Source organism: Williamsia sp. 1135 (genome assembly GCF_002095395.1).
Classification (GTDB): Bacteria; Actinomycetota; Actinomycetes; order Mycobacteriales; family Mycobacteriaceae; genus Williamsia.
Genome location: NZ_MJEI01000107.1, coordinates 65,941 through 86,062, shown reverse-complemented (window position 1 = coordinate 86,062; position 20,122 = coordinate 65,941). Strand labels below are relative to the sequence as shown.

Genomic DNA, 20,122 nt, shown 5'->3' with positions numbered 1-20,122 from the left:
TTACCGGAGCCATCGGGGGCCGAGTGACGCCACGGCGCCCCGCGCCCTCAGTACGCCGGTGATGCCCCGCTCAGCCTTCGAACACGAAGGGCGATGTGGCCACCTCGGTGCCGTCGGAGAGGGTCCCGATCTCGAAATCGCCGAAGACCGTCGGCGCGACGTCGGTGAGTTGACGCAAGCATTCGATGGCCAACTGCCGGATCTCCACGTCCGCGTGCTCGGTCGCGCGCATGCCGATGAAATGCCGCCACGCACGATAATTGCCGGTGACGACGATTTTGGTCTCGGTGGCGTTCGGCAGCACCGAACGGGCAGCCTGACGCGCCTGCTTGCGGCGCAGGATGTTGTTGGGAACGTCGGAGAACTTCTCCTCGAGCGCGGTCAGCAGTTCGGAGTAGGCCTGCCTGCTCGCGTCGGTCGCCGCCACGAACAGTGCTTCGAGTTCTTCGTCCCCGCGGATCGCCGGCGGCGGCACCACATTCGAATCATGTTCCGGCACAAAACGTTGCGAAAGCTGCGAGTACGAGAAGTGGCGATGCCTGATGAGTTCGTGGGTGCACGATCGTGAGATCCCGGTGATGTAGAACGTCACCGTCGCGTGCTCGAGCAGCGAAAGATGACCTACCTCGAGAATGTGGCGCAGGTACCCGGCATTCGTCGCTGTGCGTGGATTGGGCTTGTCCCAGCTCTGGTAGCAGGCACGACCCGCGAACTCGACAAGCGCCTCACTGCCGGTGACGTCGGTGCTCCAAGGCACATCGGCGGGCGCTTCGAAAGACGATTTCGCCACCAGTTGCACCTTCAACGGCACCATTTCCGACACTGCAGTTCCTCTTTTCTCGCCGCGGGTGAGCAGTGCCGATTCTCCCCTACCCGAGAAGTTCGACGACACGCGACCTCGCAGCGGCGCACCCGGGCGACCGGTTCAGCGGCGCCGAGTCGACTTGCGGAGCTGCGGCGCGAGGTCGCCGCGATCACCCACGACGATCTGTTCGACACCGAGCCAGTTCGCCATGGTCAACAGATCTGTCGCCAGCGAGTCCGCGACAAGCGGCACATCTGCGCCGGGTTCGGCGAATGCACCGAGTACCAGCAGACGATTGCCGGGCCGGTCGGTCTTCAGGTCCACCCTGGCCACCAGCTGATCTCCCAACAGGTAAGGCAGAACGTAGTAGCCGTGGACCCGTTTGGCCTCCGGGACGTAGATCTCGATGCGGTAGTGGAAGTCGAACACGCGCTCCGTCCGCGGCCTGAAGAACACCAGCGGGTCGAAAGGACTCAGCAAGGTAGACCGAGTGATGGCTCGGGGGACCTTGGCCCCGGGGTCCAGGTAGCCAGGCTTCTCCCAACCCTCGACGCGGACCTGCGCGACCTCCCCCGCCGCCACCAGGTCGGCCAGTGCCGCGCGGGCGGGCTCAGGCTTCAACCGGTAGTAGTCGCGAATGTCCGCCTCGGTACCCACCCCGAGCGCCACGACGGACCCCGCCACCAACGACCTGACCGCCTCGTCGCGTGGGATCTCGACATTCGCGTACTCACCGACGACGTTCTCGGCGAGGTCGTAGTAGCGGGTGAAGCCACTACGGCGCGTCGCCGACAGCTCCCCCGCGGCGAACATCACTTCGCACAGGTACTTGACCTGGCTGCGATCCCACCACGCGCCTTTCTTCGGTCTTTTTTCATGGCCCAGATGATCTTCGAGCATGCCGCTGGTGCAGGGCCCGACGTCCGCGACCGCCTCGCGAATGCGCGTCCGCACATCGGCGGCCTTCTTGTCGCCGATCGCCTCGCGATATCTACCGTGCGCGTAGTCCTGCATGCGCCAACGGAAAAGCGGCCAGTGCTCGATCGGGATGAGAGCGGCCTCGTGTGCCCAGTACTCCGCGAGCAGGGCCGGGCGTCGCGCGGTGGGTTCCCACGCGGCCTGCTCGAGGACAGTACGGTCGTACGGGCCGAGCCGACTGAACATCGGCATGTAGTGGGCACGCACCGCCACACTGACCGAGTCCATCTGGATGAGCCTGGTTCTGGACAGCATTCGCTGCAGGTGGCGGCGGTTGACTGTGGCCGCGGGCTGTCGATCCGCGAAACCCTGGGCCGCCAATGCCAATCGACGGGCCTGTGACGCCGAGAGGTCGCAGGCCCCGGAAGGTTTGGCGACAGTGCGCTTCGCGACCATCAGGCCTTCGCCGAGTACCGGAGGAAGCGGTGCCGCACGCCCGAGGCCGACTCGTGCCAGTCCTCATCGGCGTCGAGGGCCCAGCGGTGGGGGTCGAGTTCTGGTGCGAGCGTGTCCCCGTCGGAGATGTCGATGTCGATCTCGGTGACGTAGGCCGTGTCGGCAACATCAATTGCGGCCCGGTAGATCTCACCACCACCGATGACGAAGACCGTGTCGTCGAGCTGTTCCGCCGCCGCCAGCGCGGAAGTGATGTCGGGAAAACTCTGCGCGCCGTCGCCTTGCCAGTCACGCTGCCTGGTGATGACCAGGTTCGCCCGGTTCGGCAAGGGACGAAACCGCTCCGGAAGCGAGTCCCAGGTACGTCTGCCCATCACCACGGGATGGTGGCCGGTGATTGTGCGGAAGTACTTTTGGTCTTCGGGAAGGTGCCAGGGCATGCCGCCGTCGCGTCCGATCACGCCACTGGTCGACTGCGCCCAGATCAGGGCAATGGTCATCACGTGAGTCCTAGACCGCCACCGGCGCCTTGATTCCCGGATGGTAGCGATAGTCCAGTACTTCGATGTCTTCGAACTCGTAGTCGAAAATGGAATCGCGCTCCGCCAAAGCCAGTGTCGGGTAGGGGTAGGGATCGCGGGCCAGTTGTGTGGTGACCTGCTCCACGTGGTTGTCGTAGATGTGGCAGTCGCCGCCGGTCCACACGAAGTCGCCGACCTCCAGTCCCGCTTGCGCGGCCATCATGTGGGTCAAGAGCGCGTACGAGGCGATGTTGAACGGAACCCCCAGGAACAGGTCCGCGCTGCGCTGGTACAGCTGGCACGAGAGCTTGCCGTCGGCCACGTAGAACTGGAAGAACGCGTGGCACGGCGGAAGCGCCATCTGCGGGATCTCCCCCACATTCCACGCCGAGACGATGTTGCGACGCGAATCGGGGTTGGTCTTCAGCAGCTCCAGGGCCGCACTGATCTGATCGATGTGCTCGCCTGACGGAGTCGGCCAGCTCCGCCATTGCACGCCGTAAACGGGACCGAGCTCTCCATCAGGATCGGCCCACTCGTCCCAGATGGTCACGCCTCGGTCCTGCAGCCAGCGCACGTTGGATTCCCCGCGCAGGAACCACAGCAGCTCGTAGACGATGGACTTCAGGTGCACCCGCTTGGTCGTGATCAGCGGAAACCCTTCAGACAGGTCGAATCGGAGTTGATGTCCGAACACGCTCCTGGTCCCGGTCCCGGTTCGATCCGCCTTCGGAGTTCCCGTGTCCAGGACCAGCCGCAACAGGTCCTCGTAGGGGGTCGGAATCTTCGCCGCATCCGTCACGCGGTCGAGTCTAATCGCGGGTGAGGATCACCAACCGCTGGGTTGCGCGGGTCATGGCGACATAGCGGTCGACTGTTCCCCCGACCCCATCGCCGAACGCATCCGGATCGACCAGGACAACCAGGTCGAACTCGAGACCTTTCGCCAGTTCCGGCGCCAGCGACCGAACCCGTTCGGTTCCCGCGAACGTGGGATCACCGATCACGCAGGCAGTCCCGCCGGAGTTCGACGCGGCCCATGCCTCGACCACCGATCGCAGATCAGACGTCAGGCCGTATTCGACCGGATTCCCGCTGCTGCGGACAGACGTGGGTACGTTGGCGTCCGGGATCACGGCCCGGATGACGGGCTCGGCTTCGGCCATCACCTCTTCCGGGGTCCGGTAGTTGATCGTCAGGGACGCCACCTCGACACGGTCGAGGCCCACCCGCTCGAGCCGCTGTCGCCAGGTCTCGGTGAATCCGGCTCTGGCCTGGGCGCGGTCTCCGACGATGGTGAAGCTCCCGGACGGGCACCTGGCGAGCAGCATCTGCCACTGCGCGTCGGTCAACTCCTGTGCCTCGTCCACGACGATGTGCGCGAATGGTCCTTCCAACAGATCCGGGTCCGTCCGATCAGCCGCATCTGAATCGATCAGTGCCTGGCTCAAGTCATCGCCCCGCAGCATCGACATGACCATCAGCTCGGAATCGTCGGACGCGATCAAGTCGTCGACCACGGCCGAGCGGCGCTCGTGTTCGGCAGCCACGGCAGCGGTGCGGCGGCGCCCGCGCCCCGAGGCCTCCGGGTCGCCGAGGCGCCGCCGAGCCGCATCCAGAAAGGGTAGGTCGGACGCGGTCCAGGCGTAGGGGTCCGGACGACGCAGCGCGGCGGCCTCTTCGGCACTGAGCCACGAAGCGCACTTGCGTAGATACGCCGGCACCGACCACAGATCTGCGACGAGGTCGGTGGCCTCGATCAGCGGCCACGCCCGATTCAGTGCCGCACGCAGGTCATCGTTCTCCTGCAACGCCTTACGGAGCTGCCTGCCTGCGACACCGTCATGCCCGTCCGAGAGAATTGTGAGGAGTTCGGACCAGATCTCCTCGCGTGCCTCGTTGTGCGGAGTGCCCGCAGCCGGTGCATCGAAGGCTGCCGCCCAGTCCTCCGGGCTGAGCCAGATGTCCGACCACTCGGTCTCGACGATCATCCCCTTGGCCGGAGGCTGTTCGTAGAACTCGACGGCCGGCTCGATGGCTCGTACAAGCTCGGCCGACGACTTCAGGCGAGTCGCTTGCTGATCGGGATCCATTGCGGCCCAATCCCCTTCTGCGACCAGGTCACGTATGGTGCAGAGCTGCACACCCTCCTCGCCGAGGCTGGGCAGGACGTCGGCCACGTATGAGAGGTACGGCTGGTGTGGGCCGACGAACAGCACGCCGCCTCTCCGGTGACCGAGACGAGGATCCGCGTGGAGGAGATAGGCGGTACGGTGCAGCGCCACAACGGTCTTCCCCGTTCCCGGCCCGCCGTCGACGACCAGCGCGCCCCGCGAACCCGCGCGGATGACGGCGTCCTGATCCGCCGCGATCGTGCCCAGGACATCCCGCATCCGGGGTGAGTGGTTGGTGCCGAGGCTCGCGATGAATGCTGACTGATCATCGAGGGCCGCCCGGTTTGTCAGGCCCTCCGTGGTGAACACCTCGTCCCAGTAGTCGGTGATCCGGCTTCCGGTCCACCGGTAGCGGCGCCGGCTCGACAATCCCATCGGGTCGGCGTGGGTCGCACCGAAGAACGGTTCGGCGGCCGGTGACCGCCAATCGAGTAGGAGTTGGCGCCCATCGTTGTCCGTCAGGCCGAGCCGACCGATATACACGGGCGCCGCGCCGTCGTCGTACTGCATGTGGCCGAGGCACAGGTCTACTCCGAAACGGCGTAGCGCGCGTAGTCGGGCACCCAGCCGGTGGACCTCCATGTCGCGATCCATCGCGTCGCGACCGCTGCCACCAGGTGCCTTACGCACGGTGTCGAGGCGGGCGGACAGATCTGCGATCGTGTTGTCGAGGGTCTGCGCGATTGCTGTGAAGTGCTCTTGATCGTGCGCGATCAGGGTCGGATCGGCTTTGCTCGCGAGGCGGGGCGGGATGTCGAACACACTGGAAAACCGAAGATTATCTGCCACGGCGAGAGATTCTGCGCCATCCCCGGGGTCTTGCCGCAAGCCCCGGGGTGCGCTATAAGTTGAAAGTGGAAGGACTCGCTATGCGAGTGTCGCCGCGAGAACCGCACCCAATTCGTAACAAGCTTCGCGTGCTCCAGTGTTCAGTTCGGTGATCTCCAGTGGCGCAGCAGCTGCTTCCAGGTCGAGACCGGTCGCCAACTTCTGAATCGACGAGATTGCGCCTGCGGTGTCGTTGTTCCCGTGCACCCACAGTCCGTACGGTTTTCCGGTCACCGACCCGAGTACCGGGTAGTAGACGGTGTCGAAGAAGTGTTTGAGGGCGCCCGACATGTAACCGAAGTTCGCGGGGGTGCCGAACAGGAAGCCATCTGCGGACAGCACATCGGGCACAGTCGCGGCCAGTGCGGCGATGGGTTTGACCCGCACCCCCGAGATCGCGGGATCGGCGGCTCCCTCAAGGACCTTTTCCAGCAGCTCACGCATCGGTGGCGAAGGCGTGTGGTGTACGACCAGCAACGTCGGAAGCGAGACGTCTTCAGACATCGGTGTCGGCTTCCCGTTCTTGTGCCACAGCACGTTTCATCATCTCGCGGGCGCGAGAGCGATCACCTGCGTAGTCGTAGGCGCGGGCGATCCGGTAGGTCGCCCGCCAGTTGCCCGGGTCTGCTTCCCACTCTGCTTTCACCGTGGCGAACAGTTCGTCGGCGGCATCACGTTCGATCCGACCTGATGGTCTGCGCGGCAGTTCCGAGACGTCGAGTTCTCGGCCCTCCTCGACCATTCGCCGGGCCAGTCGCTGATGAGCCAGCCCGGCGCGCAGCGTGGCCACCACCATCCAGACGCCCAGCAACGGCAGGATCAGCACCCCGATCCCCAACCCGATGCCGACCGGGTCGCCGCTGGTCAACAGATCGACGGCGCGGGAACCGAGCAAGACGAAGTAGAAGCCGAGTACCAGCACGAGAACGCCGATCCCGATCACTATCGGGCGGGCGTCCTTCGGTTTCTGGCTCATGTGCAGGACCCGATCACAGGTCCATCAACTCGTCGAGACCGACCGTGAGGCCTGGCCGGCCCGCGATGTCGCGGACTCCCAACAGCACACCCGGAACGAAGGATGTCCGGTCGATCGAGTCGTGACGAATGGTCAGCGTCTCGCCCTGGGTTCCGAACAGGACCTCCTGGTGGGCGACGAGCCCGGCCAGCCGCACCGAGTGGACCCTGACCCCGTCGACCTCGGCGCCGCGGGCGCCATCGAGTTCGGTGCTGGTCGCGTCTGGGCTGCGCGGGACCCCTGCTGCCGTCCGGGCTTCTCCGATCAGGCGAGCCGTTCGAAACGCGGTGCCCGAGGGGGCGTCGGCCTTGTGTGGGTGATGGAGCTCGATCACCTCGACGGAATCGAAGAACCTCGCGGCCTGCTGGGCGAACCGCATGCTCAGCACCGCACCGATGGCGAAGTTCGGCGCGATCAGGACACCGACACCGGGATGCTGCGCCAGCCATCCACGAACGGTGTCGAGTCGCTCGTCGTCGAAGCCGGTGGTGCCCACCACGGCGTGGATCCCGTTTTCCACCAGGAACTCGAGATTGTCCATCACCACGTCGGGGTGGGTGAAGTCCACGACCACACTGGTACCGGATTCGACGAACCGGGAGAGCGGATCGCCCTGGTCGACCCCGGCGCTGAAGTCGAGGTCGTCGGCGGCCTCCACTGCCGCGACGATGGCTTGACCCACTTTTCCGCTGGAACCGAGTACGCCTACTTTGATCTGGTCGCTCACCCGGCCGAGTCTAGTCAGCCCGGGAACGCTCCTCCTACCTGGTCACCGCTGGGATCACTTGGTTTCGGCTGCATGTGATTTCAGAACTCCGATGCTTCGGCTTCCCACGGTGAAGTACCAGAGGAACCCGACGCCCGCGATGATCCCGATGTAGATGAACGCGCCCCAGGCGTTGTACCAGCCGACGCCGTAGACCGATTCTCGTGGCCACGCCAGGTTCAACGCCATCAGGAAGCCCCAGACCACGGCAAAGATGTTCACGACCAACCCCCACCTGCCCATGGTGAAGAATCCGTCCCGCTCGAGATCGGGTGGTGGCCAATTGCCCTTGAACCGCTGGATCAGCAGCGGGCCGGTGACCAACAGGTAGGCGATGTAGATCATGATGATCGCGATCGAGGTGAGCACCGTGAAGATCTGCGGCTGATTGATGTTGATCACCAGGATCAGGACCGCCAGCACGCCGATCGTCACCGCAGGCACGACGGGCGTCTGGTACCTGGGATGGACCTTCGCCAACGATTCACCGAACGGCAGCGCGTTGTCGCGAGCCATGGCGAAACTCATCCGGATCGCGGCCGTGTGTACTGCCAGGGTGCAGACGAAGACCGCGATCACGATGCAGATCAGGAAGATGGTGCCGAGCGGGCTGACCATCACCTGTTCGATCAGGTATTGCAGGCCGCCGGACTTCTCGGCCAGTAGTGGGTCGTTGAGGTCGGGCGCGGCAAGGATTGCGAAGACGAGGATCGCGCCGCCGATCACGAACGAGGCAAGAATCGCGCGCAGGATCGCCTTGGGCGCGGTCTTCCTGGGTTCGTTGGTTTCCTCACCCAGCGAACTGGCGGTGTCGAAGCCGTACATCACGTAGCCCGATGCCAGCGAGGCGATCAAGAATGCCCCCAGATAGCCACCGCTGACGCCATCGCCGTACCCATTCGTGGAGAAGAACACGTCGGGTCCGCGTTCGATGTTGAACGCCAGAATGATCGCGATGAGCACTGCGGCAATCAGTTCGATGAACACGCCGGTGCTGTTGATCACCGACATCAACTTGACACCGAAGGCGTTGATCACCGTGGTGCAGATGATCAAGATCGTTCCGAGAAGGACCGCGTTCTCCGGCGACGTGACGGACAGGTCGTCGCTGCCGATCACGCGGAAGCCGGGCCAGATCCGGGGCAGGGTCGAATCGAGTGCGAGCACCACCGCGGCGATCGTGACGATGGAGGCGGTCAGCATCATCCACCCCGAGAACCAGCCGACGAATTTGCTGCCAAGAATCTTTGCCCAGTTGTAGACCGAGCCGGCAATCGGATACTTCGCTGCCAACTCCATGAAGCAGAGAGCAACCGCGAGTTGCCCGACGAAGACGATGGGCCACGACCACAGATACGCGGCCCCGGCCGTGCCGAATCCGAAGTAGAACAGCTGGAAGGTCCCGGTGAGGATGGATATGTAGGAGACTCCCGCGGCGAAACTGGCGAACTTGCCGATGCTCCGGTTGAGGCTGGGTTTGTAGCCGAAGTGCTCCATTCCGTCGTCGGAGCCTGCGGGTACGGAATCTGGAGGAGGTGAGGGCGCACCCTCGGGTTGCGTAGTGGTCATTGCCGCACGTCCTTCCGATCACCGAGCCAGTGCACGGTGACCGGTCAACTATGCGACGGGTCCGGCCATCGTGCGCACCCAATCGTGAAATTCGGCGATGTGGTGTTCGGCGGGAACGAGTACGCCGCCACGTCGATACGCGCGCGAGACCATTCCCGGTTGCGTTCGCTCACACGCCTCGAAATCCTGCACATTGACGCGATGGAAGAGTTCGACCGATTTGTCCAGATCGGCGCCGGCCGCCAAAACCCCTGGGTGATAGAGCCAATCGCATTCGACGACGGTTTTGTCGACGGCCGTCGGATACATCCGGTGCACGATGACGTGGTCGGGAACCAAGTTGATGAATACCTGCGGGCGGACGGTGATCGCGTAGTACCTACGATCCTGAGATTCCGACAGTTCCGGCAGCACACCCAGCCCTGTTGAACCGTCGATGGTGAAGCCTTCGACGTCGTCGCCGAACAGCGCCCCGTGACCGACGTAGTACTGGGCTGCGAGCCCATCGGCGAACTCTGGCAGCACCTCGGTCAGCTCCGGATGGATCGTCGCGCAGTGATAGCACTCCATGAAGTTCTCGATGATCAGTTTCCAGTTCGACGCGACCTCGTAACGCTCCCGCCTGCCCAGCACCAGTCGATCGACCTCGTATCGCTCGATCGACTCAGCGTCGCCCAACCGTTCGGTCACCGCTCCCTGGACGGACTCCGCGAACGTCGGAGGGTCGTCGGCCAGGCACACCCACACATACCCGAGCCACTCATGGGTCGCCACAGGAATGAGACCGTATGCGGTGCGGTCGATTTCCCCCAGGTCGACGAGGTTGGGCGCTGCCACCAGTTTGCCGTCGAGCCCATAGGTCCACGCATGATACGAGCATTGCAGGTTGCGGCGCACCTGCCCTTCGGGCTCAGTGCAGACCAACGCGCCTCGATGGCGGCAGCTGTTGAGGAAGGCACGCAGCCGCCCATCGCGGCCGCGGACGATCATCACACTCTCACGGCCGACCATCACCGTCTTGAAACTCCCGGTGTTCGGCAGATCGGCGGCGAGGACAGCGCAGAACCACATCTGCTCGAAGATGGTCGCCTGCTCTGCGGCAAAGTAACCCGGATCGATGTACGCCTGTCCTCCCAGCGTCGGCAGCAGCGCGGGAGTACCGGAGGCTGCCGCCGGGGGGTCCGGGTGTTGTTGGTGCCCTGGCATTCCGGTGATGGTCATGCGTCGGCCAGCCTTTTCGGGTCGAAGAGGGCAATGGGATGATCGGTGGCGCCATCGATGGCGAGATCAGCGAGAATCTCTCCCACCACAGGAACGAACTTGAACCCGTGCCCGGAGAAACCACAGGCGACGGTCACATTGTGGTGCCCGGGATGCCGTGCGATGACGAAGTTCTCGTCCGGGGTGGTCGAGTACATGCAGGTCGCGGTGTCCAGTACCGACCCGGTCAAGCCGGGTAACAGCCTGCCCACCCGTTCGACCATCGCCTCGATCTCGTGTGGATACACCGTCCGGTCGATCGTCTCGGGCGTGCAATCCTCGCCTTTGCGGAAGAAGGCGACCTTGGCGCCGCCCCCGGGCCCGTCGATGGGCGGGAATCCGTAGATCTGCTCGACCCCATCGGTCTCGTGGATATAGATCGGGCCACCCTCCATCGGAGCAGATCCCGCCACGGGGTCGATCCAATACATCACCTGTCGCTCGATCCGGATGGGGATGCCGATGTCAGAGAGTATCTTCGGCGCCCAGGCCCCCGGACACACCACCACATGCGCGGCGCGGTACGTGCCCGCCTCCGTGGTCACCACGACTCCGTCGCCGGAGTCCGACCACGATGTGACGGGTTCACCGAAGTGCAGGTCGGCGCCGGCGTTGTGCGCGAGGTTGATGTGCGCCTGCACCGTGGCCTCCGGGCGGGCGAATCCGGCCATGCTCTCGTACAGCGCCATATGTCCTGCAGGCGGGTCGAATGCCGGAAAACGCCGATGCACCTCGCGGTCGGTCAACACCTCGTGCGCCAGATCCCACTGCTCTGAGGCCCGGAGGGAGCCCGAGAAGGTCGTGGGTTCTGCGGGCCCCATGAACAAACCGCCGGTGACCGAATAAACATCTATCCCGCTGTCCCGCTTGAGTTTTTCCCACAGTTCGTACGAACGCAGGAGCAACGGGACGTAAGCGGGATCCTCGAAGTACGACTGCCGGATGATCCGGGAACCGCCGTGGCTCGAACCTTGATCGTGTGCAGGGGTGAAGCGCTCGAGACCCAGGACCCGCCTGCCACGGGCCGCGAGGTGATACGCCGCCGCGGATCCCATCCCGCCGAGGCCCAGGACGATGACATCGTATTTCGTATTGCTCAACCCACCACTCCGATCAGTCCTTTGACCCGATCGCCTGCCGGATCGACGAGCACCGGATCGGTGACGGTGAAGTCGAGGGTGCGACCGAAGTACTCGATGCTCACGTGTTCTCCGATGTCGACGTCCGGTCGCACCTTGACATAGGCGATCGTGCGTCCGACGGTCGGCGAGAAGGCAGCAGAGGTGACGTGACCCACCACCTCGGTGTCCACCAGGACAGGTTCACCTCCGAGGACCACGGCGGCCGGATCGTCGGCCACCACCGTCTGCAGCCGGCACCGGATCGGACGTTCCAGCAGGGCCTCGCGGCCGAAGAAGTCGTGCTTCTTTCCCACGGCGAAACCGATTCCCGCCTCGTCCGGGGTCATCTCGGCGTTCACGTCATGTCCCCATGAGCGATAACCCTTTTCGATGCGGAGCACGTCGAGCGCGCTACGTCCGGCAAGGACCGCACCGACCGTTTTTCCCGCCTCGGCGAGGCGATCCCACAGCTGCTGTCCGTCGGCGTTGCCTGCGTAGATCTCCCAGCCCAGTTCGCCGACATACGAGATGCGCAACATGGTGACGGCGATGCCCGCGATGGTGGCTTCGGCGGCTTTGTAATAGCCGAGGGTGTTGTCTCGCAGATCGATCGAGCACAATGGCGCCACCAGATCCCGGGCCCGCGGCCCCCAGACACCGATGCAGCAGGTCACTGCGGTGATGTCGGTGATCGTGACTGCCTCCGCATCACGCCGCCGACGTAACCAATCGATGTCCATCGGGCCGTTGATACCGAGTTGAAAACGATCGTCGCCCAGCCGCGCGACGGTCACATCGCTGCGTACCCCACCGCGGGCATCGAGGAGCAGCGCGTAGACCACGGTCCCGATCGGACGGTCGACGTTTCGCGTCAGCAGCCGACTCAGGAAGGTAGCCGCGTCCGGTCCTGTCACCTCGATCCTCATGAGAGACGTCATGTCGTACAAGCCGACTCGCTCCCTCGTTGCCGCGGCCTCCGCGAGAACGATGGGCGACCAATGCCGCCTCGCCCACTCATCGGCGGGATAGTGGTGTCGCGCATCCACCAGATGAGCGTTCGACTCGTACCAGGCCGGACGTTCCCACTGCCGGCCCACATGGAAGACGGCGCCCGCTGCGACCTGGCGAGCGTGAAACGGGCTGGCGGCGATACCGCGCTGCACCGAGCGCGGCTCCCGCGGATGAATGATGTCGTAGACCTCGACGAAACCCTGCGCGCTCGTGTCCGCCACGTAGTCGGGCCGCAATTGCGCGTCGGTGAACCGGGCGAGGTCGCAGCCGTGCAGATCGACGTCGGGAGTACCCTGCGTGATCCAGTGCGCCATGGTTTTTGCGACGCCGGCCGAATGCGTGACCCACACCGCCTCAGCAACCCAGAAGCCGTCGAGGCCCGGGTGTTCACCCATCATCGGCCCACCATCGGGGGTGAAGGAGAAGATGCCGTTGAATCCGTCCACGACCTCAGCGGAGGCGACGTCGGGCAACATCCGTGCCGTCTCGGCCCATGCGGGATCGAAGTCGGCTGCGGTGAAAGGCAACATGGACGGCATCGACTCGTCCGCAGTCGCCTCGTACAGCCGATTCATGTCCACGGGCATCGGCCGGTGGCCGTAATAGCCGATGCCGATCTGGTTGCCGTGCTGCCGGTAGTACAGATCTGCATCCTGATGCCGCAGGATGGGCAACGCGGCGTCGGCATGGCCGCGGCCGGAATCCGGAAGTGCGGAAAGCGATTCTATGGCAGACGTTTTCGCGTACTGATGGCCCATCGGCACCAGCGGCACCACCAGATCGACGAGCTCACCGAGTTGCGCACCCCAGAATCCCGCGCAGGAGATGACGACGTCGGCGCGGAAGACCCGGTCAGCCGTTCGTACGCCCGTCACCGAACCCCCACGCCGCAGCACCTCGACCACGACCTGGTCACCGATGAAGACCGCACCACGTTCGATCGCACGATTCATCTGCGCCGTGATCGCCGCAGGCGCTCCGGCCAGTCCGTCGGTCGGCGTGTGCAGACCGCCGAGGACGAGTCCGCGATCGAGCAGTGGGTGTAGTGCGACACACTCGGCGGGTGTGAGCAGCTCGGCCGGGATTCCCGCAACTTTCGCCCAGCCCTCCTTGCGGGCGAGCTCGGCCAGGCGCTGCGGCGTGGTCGCCACCTCGAGGCCTCCCACAGCGTTGAACGAGAGGCTGCCCGGCTGATTGAGTGACCCGAACTTCTGCGCGGTGTACTGCGCAAAACCGGTCATCGTGGGGGAAGCGTTGGTCTGGAACACGAGACCGGGTGCGTGCGAACTCGAGCCGCCCGTCATGGCGGTGGTTCCGGGTACCAGGGGTCCGCGATCGAGGACTGTCACGTCGCGGTGACCCAGCGCGGTCAGCTCATCTGCGAGAGACGACCCGACCACGCCCGCGCCGATGATGAGGAATCGTGGTTGTCCCACCAGAAGTCTCCAAACCTAGCGACCACCGAGCAAATCCAGTTGTTGCGCTGTCTGCAACACGTCGTGCCCTACGCAACAAATGGTGGGCCTGGGTGCGCCCCGGTGTCAAGTCACACCGGGTCAGCCCGGAAAGCCGATCCGCCGACTGACCTCGAGGGCCGCTTCCCGAACCCGTGGTGCCAGCAATTCCATGACGTCCGGGGTCAAACGGAAACTCGGACCCGAAATACTCAGCGCCGCAACGACATCACGGGTGTGATCACGCACCGGTGCCGCGATCGCGTTGAGTCCCTCCTCGAGTTCCTCCACCGCACCCGACCAGCCCCGCCCGGCGATCACGTGCAGTTCATCACGCAGAGCGTCACGGCTGACGATCGTGCGGTCGGTGAAGCGTTCGAGGGCTTCGTCGAGCGCGGCCCCGAGTTCGGCATCGGTCAATGCCGACAACAGCACCTTCCCGCTCGAGGTGGCGTGCGCAGGCGAACTCTGGCCCACCCAGGTGCGCAGGGCTATACCCGACGGACCACTGGATTCGGTGATGTTGATCGCGCGGTCGCCTTCGAGGATCGCCAGATTGACCGTCTCTCCCACTTCTGCGGCCAGCGGCTCGCACACGTCGCGGCTTTCTTTTCCGAGATCCCGTGTCGCCATCGTCGCCCCGGCGAGCCGGACGAGCGTGAAGCCGAGCCGGTATTTGCCCCGGTCGGCCAGTTGCTCGACGAAACCCCTGGCCTCGAGGACGGACACCAGTCGGGAGACCGTCGACTTGTGGACGCCCAGGGTGTCCGCGATGTCGGAGACACCGCCCTGCCCTTCCCGGGCCAGGATCTCCAGCACCTGCAGCGCCCGGTCGACCGACTGGATCGACGCGGGTCGGGTTTCGTTCTCGGCATCAGTCATCGCTGTTCACCCTAATCGGACGCCCACCGACGACCGCGACGACCCGTTCCGGCGCTGTGCGCTCGGGTTATGCACAACACGTGCGCGGCGGCTTGACGACTGGGCTCACGGCTGCCAATCTGTTGCGCATAACGATTCTTGTTGCAACGTACGCAACTGGCCGTCACATACACTCCCGACATCACGAGGCCACCATGACCACACTCCCCCAGCAGGACCTCACCCACTTCTTGGTGGCGACCACCGACACGCTCCCCGCCGGCGAAGTCCTGCGGGTGACGCCGCCGGGACAGGCGACCATCGCGGTATTCCACACGAGCGAGGGTGTGTTCGCGATCGACGACACCTGCACCCATCAAGACACGTCCCTCGCCGACGGTTGGGTCGAGGATTGCGCCGTGGAGTGTCCTCTCCACGAGGCCTGCTTCGACCTACGTACCGGGATGCCGTCCGGTCCGCCCGCCAAACTCCCGGTCCGTGTCCATCAGACCGTCGTCGACGGCGGTCGCATCTATCTGCGTCTGAGCGCGCCCGACGCCGCATGAGTGGTGACGGCGTTCCACCACCTGTCGCCTCCTCGGTCGCGATCGTCGGGGCCTCGCTGGCAGGCCTGTCCACCGCCCGTGAGCTCAGGACACTCGGCCACACCGGATCCATCACCTTGATCGGCGCCGAGAACCACTACCCGTACGACCGCCCCCCACTGTCGAAAGGTTTCCTGCAACAGACCGAACCACCGGAGTCGTTGATGCTCGCCGACGCTGACGACCACACCGGATTCGGCTGGCGGCTCGGAGTCGAGGCGATCGGATTGCGGCACACCGACACCGGACACACGGTCGAACTCGCAGACGGCGGCGTCGTCGAAGCGCAGGCCGTGATCGCCGCCACGGGGTCTCGCGCACGCACTCTGATCGGGGCGGACCTTTCCGGGGTTCACACGCTCCGAACGCTCGACGACGCCGCGGCGTTGGCCGAGTCCTTCCGCGATGGCACCCATGTCGTCGTCATCGGCGCCGGTTTCGTCGGATGCGAGGTGGCATCCAGCGCAGCAAAACTGGGCAAGAAGGTGACCATCGTGGAAGCATCCGAGGCGCCCGGCGCTGCGCTGGTCGGGCCAGAACTGGCTGCCCGCTTACATCGCCGACACGCAGCGCACGGCGTCCGTCTGCTCACCGGCGCCGCGATCGACACCATCAACGGATCCGAGCGCGTCGAATCGGTGACCCTCGCCGACGGCAGCGAGCTTCCCGCAGACGTGGTGGTCGTCGGCATCGGAGCGGTTCCGAACACCGAGTGGCTCAAGGCATCCGGCGTCGCCCTGGACACCGGGGTCCTCACGGACGCCGACTGCGCCACCGCGGTGGGCGGGGTCTATGCGGTCGGCGACTGCGCCCGCGTATACGACCCCAAGACCGGGCTGCACCTGCGGCAAGAACACTGGTCCGGCGCGCTCGACCATTCGCGTCGAGCGGCCCGGCGACTGTTGGGCCTTTCGGCTCCGAAAACCGTTGCCCCGTACTTCTGGTCGGATCAGTACGGCACCAGGCTCCAGGTGAGCGGCGCAGTGCCCACCGGCACCGACCCGGTCTACCTCGATGGTGGACCGGACACCGATTCCTTTGTCGCGACGTTCGGCGCAGGCGACCACCCCTGCGCAGTGGTGGCCGTGGACGGCGGACGTTTGTTCACCCGATTGCGCAAAGAACTCGACCGTTCAGAAGACCGGCGCCGATCCGCGCAAATGGTCGAACACCAGTGACGTCGTGGTTCCCGACACCTCGGGCCGGGAATTGAGCATCTCGACGAACTGACGCAGGCTCTCGGTGTCCGCGGTGGCGACATGCAAGAGGTAGTCGTCGGCCCCGGCCAGGAAGAACACATCGATCACGTCGTCCTTCTGCCCGATCTCGGCGACGAACCGGCGGATCTGCCCCCGTGCATCGGATTGCAGACTGACCGCCACCATCGCTCGCAGGGGCCGGCCCACCGCTGCCGGATCGATGTCCGCGAAGAACCCGCGCACGACCCCGAGCTCGATCAGGCGGCGGATCCGGCCGTGACATGTCGACGCGGCGATTCCCACCTCGGAAGCCAGTGCACTGTTCGACGCACGGGCATCAGCCTGGAGCAGGGTCAACAGGCGCCGATCAATGTCGTCAAGGCCCGCTGTTCGGACCCGAATATTATTCGGTTCAAGTGCCATCCCAGGGCCTTTCTACGAAGATTTCATGAGAATACTCCCTCATGAGAGAATTATGTTCAGATGCATTGCTACTTTCCCGACGTTTGTTCACGCTGGTGAACACACCGAGCCCGTCCACATCGAGGAGAGTCCAGCCATGCGCGTCGGCGTCCCACGCGAGATCAAGAACAACGAATACCGCGTTGCCATCACCCCGGCTGGGGTCGCCGAGCTCACCCGGCGCGGGCACGACGTGGTCATCGAGCACGAGGCCGGAAGTGGGTCGGCGATCGCCGACACCGACTTCAAGGAGGCCGGCGCGCAGATCCTCGGTACCGCCCGGGAGGTGTGGGAACAGGCCGACCTGTTGCTCAAGGTCAAAGAACCCATCGCGCCCGAGTACGAGCTCATGCGGGAGGGTCAGACGCTGTTCACCTACCTGCACCTCGCCGCCAGCCGGGCCTGCACGGACGCGTTGCTGACGTCGGGCACCACTGCAATCGCCTACGAGACCGTTCAGGCCGCCGATGGCTCCCTACCGTTGCTCGCCCCGATGAGTGAGGTCGCCGGGCGTCTCGCACCTCAGGTCGGCGCCTACCACCTCATGCGTTCAGCCGGTGGCCGCGGCGTGCTCATGGGCGGCGTCCCCGGCACCGCACCTGCCGAGGTGGTCGTGATCGGCGGCGGCGTCAGCGGTGTCAATGCCGCAACCATCGCAGTCGGCATGGGCGCCGACGTCACCGTCTTCGACCTGGACATCACCAAACTCCGCGCCATCGATGCACGGTTCAACGGACGCGTGCACACCCGATACAGCACCAAACTCGACCTCGACGAGGCGATCAAGAAGGCCGACCTCGTGATCGGCGCCGTGCTGGTGCCCGGCGCCAAGGCCCCTGTTCTCGTCTCGAATTCGCTGGTGGCGCAGATGAAGCCGGGATCGGTTCTCGTCGATATCGCCATTGATCAGGGCGGATGCTTCGAGGACTCTCGGCCCACGACCCACGACGACCCGACCTTCATGGTCCACGACTCGGTCTTCTACTGTGTCGCGAACATGCCCGGATCCGTGGCGCGCACCTCGACGATGGCACTGACCGGCGCCACGTTGCCCCACGTGCTGCGCCTCGCCGACCTCGGTTGGGTCGACGCCCTGCGCCGTGACCCAGCTCTCGCCAAGGGACTGAGCACCCACCAGGGTGAACTGCTCTGCCCGCACGTGTCCGAGGCCCTCGACATCCCGCTGGGAACCTCACCGCTGACCGTCTGATCGCTCACCTCGTGGGCTCGGCCCACTCCTTGACGGACAGATAGTGCGACATGTTCTCCATTCGCCGCTGGACCGCTGAGACCTCCCGGACGGCCTGTCCGACGAGACTGCGGTCCAGCGGCGAAAGGCGTTGCATGGTCAGTACATCCGTTGCGGTCTCACCTCGGTCTACCTGCGCGACCTGGTAGGTGAGGCGGATCTTCTGCAGCACCTCGAACACCTCGATGAGCGTGTGCGCGTTGTCCTCGGTGAGCATCGGACTGCCCGCGGCGGCGGCGAGTCGCGCCCGGGTGCCCAACTCCGGGCTCTGCACACTCAGCGCAGCCCACCGGGCGATGTTGATGACGGGAATGAGTGCGTGACTCTTGATGTCGAACGTGCCACCGCGTCGCGACAGGACATCGCGCATCGAGCGGACTTTCGCTCGGTACGAGAGGGATTCGGCCAGTAGCAGCCGCATCGTGCCCGGGTGTTTGCGCAGTTCACCGAACACCTCGGAGACCGCCGTCGCTCCCGGATCACCCCAGATGGGTCTGCCGTCGAGCAGGAGCGACGCCAAGATCATGCCCTTGTTGTCGAGTGGCGAGACCAGCCACTGCTGAGCCGCCTCCCGCCACTGTTCGTGCGTCCGGGCGAACAGCGGCATCGCGGCGGTGGCGCCGTTGGTGTCGCCTGCGAGGCCACATCCGCGCAGCACCTCACCCACCTCCCCGAACATCGCCCGATACCGAGCCATGTCTTCGGGATCCGACACCGACTCGTCGAACGACACCGCGCTGTCGACGTCGGAACTGAGCACCGGTTCCCTACGCGCGTTGCTGCCGAGCGACAGCCACGTCAGCGCGGCCGGATCGAGTTCGGGGTGCTCGGCCAGCACCATTTCCAGGGCGCGGCGCACCAGAGCGTCGGTGACCACCGACAGCACCGCCGTCACCTCGAACGACGGCCGCCCGCGCCGCAGCAGATCCGCCACCAGGTAGCGCATCCGGCGACCCCGCTCCTGCAGGGTCTCGATCGAATCGGATCGAGTGATCTGTTCCCGCAGAGTCACGCTCACCCCGGCCGGGGCGTTGACGAAGTCGCCCGGCAACACCACGCCCTTCAAGCGGCCACCCGGATCCACGACCGGAACGCACGTCAGGTCCTGCTCGAGGATGTCGACGAGGACATCCGACGCCGGGGCGCTGGTGGCGGCGGTGATCGCCGGGAAAGTCATCACCTGCTCGACGGGTTGCTGCAGATCACCGCCCGCTGCGACCACGCGGGCCCTGATATCGCGGTCGGTGAGCAGCCCGAAACGACCGTCCGCGCAAGGGATCACGATGTAGCCGCTGTGATGTTCGGAGATTTTCTGAGCGGCCTGTTGCACCGTCATGTCCCCGCTACCGACCACCGGCGCAGTACGGATCAGTTCATCAACGGTGCCGTAGTCGTTGATCGACAACGAATCGGTGCGTTGCGCGACGGTCAATTTGCGCGCCAAGAACTCCGCACCCGCCAGAGACGAGAACACCGGCCGGACGATCGGGCCCGGGATCCGGCAGGCCTGGACGGGCCCGGCAGCGATGGCAAGTGGGCCGATCGACGATCCTGTCAGCATCGCGGAGTAGCCGAAAACTCCCCCGGGGCCCAGGATCTCGTCGGGACCGTCAGGCTTGTGATCGGGCGAGTTCCACAACTCCACCTGCCCGGAGACCACCACTGCCAGCTCTTCGACCTGGTCTGTGAATCCGTCCATGATCTGGCTGCCGGAGGCATGGTCCTCCAGCCGAGACGCCGCAGCGATCCGCGCGAGTTCGTCTGCTGCGAGCGAATCGAAGGGCGGATACCCGGCAAGGAACTCTGCGATCGACACCATTCGCTCATCGTGCCAGTTCATCGCCGCAC

The 20,122-nt window shown here is 65.0% G+C and carries 18 protein-coding genes; 3 read left to right on the top strand and 15 right to left on the bottom strand.

What is annotated here, in order from left to right:
* Positions 1 to 70: 70 nt before the first annotated feature.
* From thyX to BFL43_RS26500, 13 genes are all read right to left on the bottom strand, one after another.
* On the bottom strand, positions 71 to 823 hold the full coding sequence (gene thyX / locus BFL43_RS26560; protein WP_084896320.1) for an FAD-dependent thymidylate synthase: 753 nt from the start codon (positions 821 to 823) through the stop codon (positions 71 to 73).
* 102 nt (positions 824 to 925) lie between these two features.
* Positions 926 to 2,179, bottom strand: coding sequence for a crosslink repair DNA glycosylase YcaQ family protein (locus BFL43_RS26555; protein WP_084896318.1), 1,254 nt, complete (start codon positions 2,177 to 2,179; stop codon positions 926 to 928).
* Positions 2,179 to 2,679 carry a dihydrofolate reductase gene (locus BFL43_RS26550; protein ID WP_084896316.1) on the bottom strand — a complete coding sequence of 167 codons (501 nt, stop codon included), beginning with the start codon at positions 2,677 to 2,679 and terminating at the stop codon, positions 2,179 to 2,181. The genes BFL43_RS26555 and BFL43_RS26550 overlap by 1 nt, the downstream gene beginning before the upstream one ends.
* A gap of 10 nt (positions 2,680 to 2,689) precedes the next feature.
* Complete coding sequence (locus BFL43_RS26545; RefSeq protein ID WP_143695575.1) at positions 2,690 to 3,502, bottom strand: thymidylate synthase; 813 nt, start codon at positions 3,500 to 3,502, stop codon at positions 2,690 to 2,692.
* 10 nt (positions 3,503 to 3,512) lie between these two features.
* Positions 3,513 to 5,663, bottom strand: a complete 2,151-nt coding sequence (helR, locus tag BFL43_RS26540; protein WP_084896837.1) for an RNA polymerase recycling motor ATPase HelR — start codon at positions 5,661 to 5,663, stop codon at positions 3,513 to 3,515.
* 78 nt (positions 5,664 to 5,741) lie between these two features.
* The gene (locus tag BFL43_RS26535) at positions 5,742 to 6,206 is read right to left on the bottom strand and encodes an NAD(P)H-dependent oxidoreductase (RefSeq protein ID WP_084896312.1); all 465 of its coding nucleotides are present in this window, start codon (positions 6,204 to 6,206) and stop codon (positions 5,742 to 5,744) included.
* Positions 6,199 to 6,678, bottom strand: coding sequence for a hypothetical protein (locus BFL43_RS26530; protein ID WP_143695574.1), 480 nt, complete (start codon positions 6,676 to 6,678; stop codon positions 6,199 to 6,201). Before BFL43_RS26530 ends, BFL43_RS26535 begins: the two co-directional genes overlap by 8 nt.
* Positions 6,679 to 6,691: 13 nt before the next feature.
* Complete coding sequence (gene dapB / locus BFL43_RS26525) at positions 6,692 to 7,444, bottom strand: 4-hydroxy-tetrahydrodipicolinate reductase (protein ID WP_084896307.1); 753 nt, start codon at positions 7,442 to 7,444, stop codon at positions 6,692 to 6,694.
* 54 nt (positions 7,445 to 7,498) lie between these two features.
* The gene (locus tag BFL43_RS26520) at positions 7,499 to 8,980 is read right to left on the bottom strand and encodes an amino acid permease (RefSeq protein ID WP_240498530.1); all 1,482 of its coding nucleotides are present in this window, start codon (positions 8,978 to 8,980) and stop codon (positions 7,499 to 7,501) included.
* A 120-nt stretch (positions 8,981 to 9,100) separates the two neighbouring features.
* Positions 9,101 to 10,258 carry an aromatic ring-hydroxylating dioxygenase subunit alpha gene (locus BFL43_RS26515; protein WP_143695592.1) on the bottom strand — a complete coding sequence of 386 codons (1,158 nt, stop codon included), beginning with the start codon at positions 10,256 to 10,258 and terminating at the stop codon, positions 9,101 to 9,103.
* A gap of 11 nt (positions 10,259 to 10,269) precedes the next feature.
* Positions 10,270 to 11,412, bottom strand: coding sequence for an N-methyl-L-tryptophan oxidase (gene solA, locus BFL43_RS26510; protein WP_084896301.1), 1,143 nt, complete (start codon positions 11,410 to 11,412; stop codon positions 10,270 to 10,272).
* On the bottom strand, positions 11,409 to 13,880 hold the full coding sequence (locus BFL43_RS26505) for an FAD-dependent oxidoreductase (RefSeq protein ID WP_084896299.1): 2,472 nt from the start codon (positions 13,878 to 13,880) through the stop codon (positions 11,409 to 11,411). The genes solA and BFL43_RS26505 overlap by 4 nt, the downstream gene beginning before the upstream one ends.
* Before the next feature lie 120 nt (positions 13,881 to 14,000).
* Positions 14,001 to 14,780 carry an IclR family transcriptional regulator gene (locus BFL43_RS26500; protein ID WP_084896297.1) on the bottom strand — a complete coding sequence of 260 codons (780 nt, stop codon included), beginning with the start codon at positions 14,778 to 14,780 and terminating at the stop codon, positions 14,001 to 14,003.
* Positions 14,781 to 14,974: 194 nt separating this feature from the next.
* Here BFL43_RS26500 and BFL43_RS26495 point away from each other — a divergent pair, with 194 nt between their 5' ends.
* Both BFL43_RS26495 and BFL43_RS26490 read left to right on the top strand, forming a co-directional pair.
* Positions 14,975 to 15,325, top strand: coding sequence for a bifunctional 3-phenylpropionate/cinnamic acid dioxygenase ferredoxin subunit (locus BFL43_RS26495; protein WP_084896295.1), 351 nt, complete (start codon positions 14,975 to 14,977; stop codon positions 15,323 to 15,325).
* On the top strand, positions 15,322 to 16,542 hold the full coding sequence (locus tag BFL43_RS26490; RefSeq protein WP_084896293.1) for an FAD-dependent oxidoreductase: 1,221 nt from the start codon (positions 15,322 to 15,324) through the stop codon (positions 16,540 to 16,542). Before BFL43_RS26495 ends, BFL43_RS26490 begins: the two co-directional genes overlap by 4 nt.
* Here the strand turns inward: BFL43_RS26490 and BFL43_RS26485 are convergent.
* Positions 16,498 to 16,986: an Lrp/AsnC family transcriptional regulator gene (locus BFL43_RS26485; protein ID WP_084896291.1), complete on the bottom strand. Its 489-nt coding sequence runs from the start codon at positions 16,984 to 16,986 to the stop codon at positions 16,498 to 16,500. The two genes, BFL43_RS26490 and BFL43_RS26485, sit on opposite strands and share 45 nt — an antisense overlap.
* 136 nt (positions 16,987 to 17,122) lie before the next feature.
* On the opposite strand from BFL43_RS26485, the gene ald reads away from it, so the two are divergent.
* Complete coding sequence (gene ald, locus BFL43_RS26480; protein WP_084896289.1) at positions 17,123 to 18,235, top strand: alanine dehydrogenase; 1,113 nt, start codon at positions 17,123 to 17,125, stop codon at positions 18,233 to 18,235.
* A gap of 4 nt (positions 18,236 to 18,239) precedes the next feature.
* On the opposite strand, the gene BFL43_RS26475 is transcribed toward ald, so the two are convergent.
* Entirely contained in the window at positions 18,240 to 20,093 is a 1,854-nt protein-coding gene (locus tag BFL43_RS26475; RefSeq protein WP_240498510.1) for a putative nucleotidyltransferase substrate binding domain-containing protein, read from the bottom strand.
* Positions 20,094 to 20,122 lie beyond the last annotated feature (29 nt).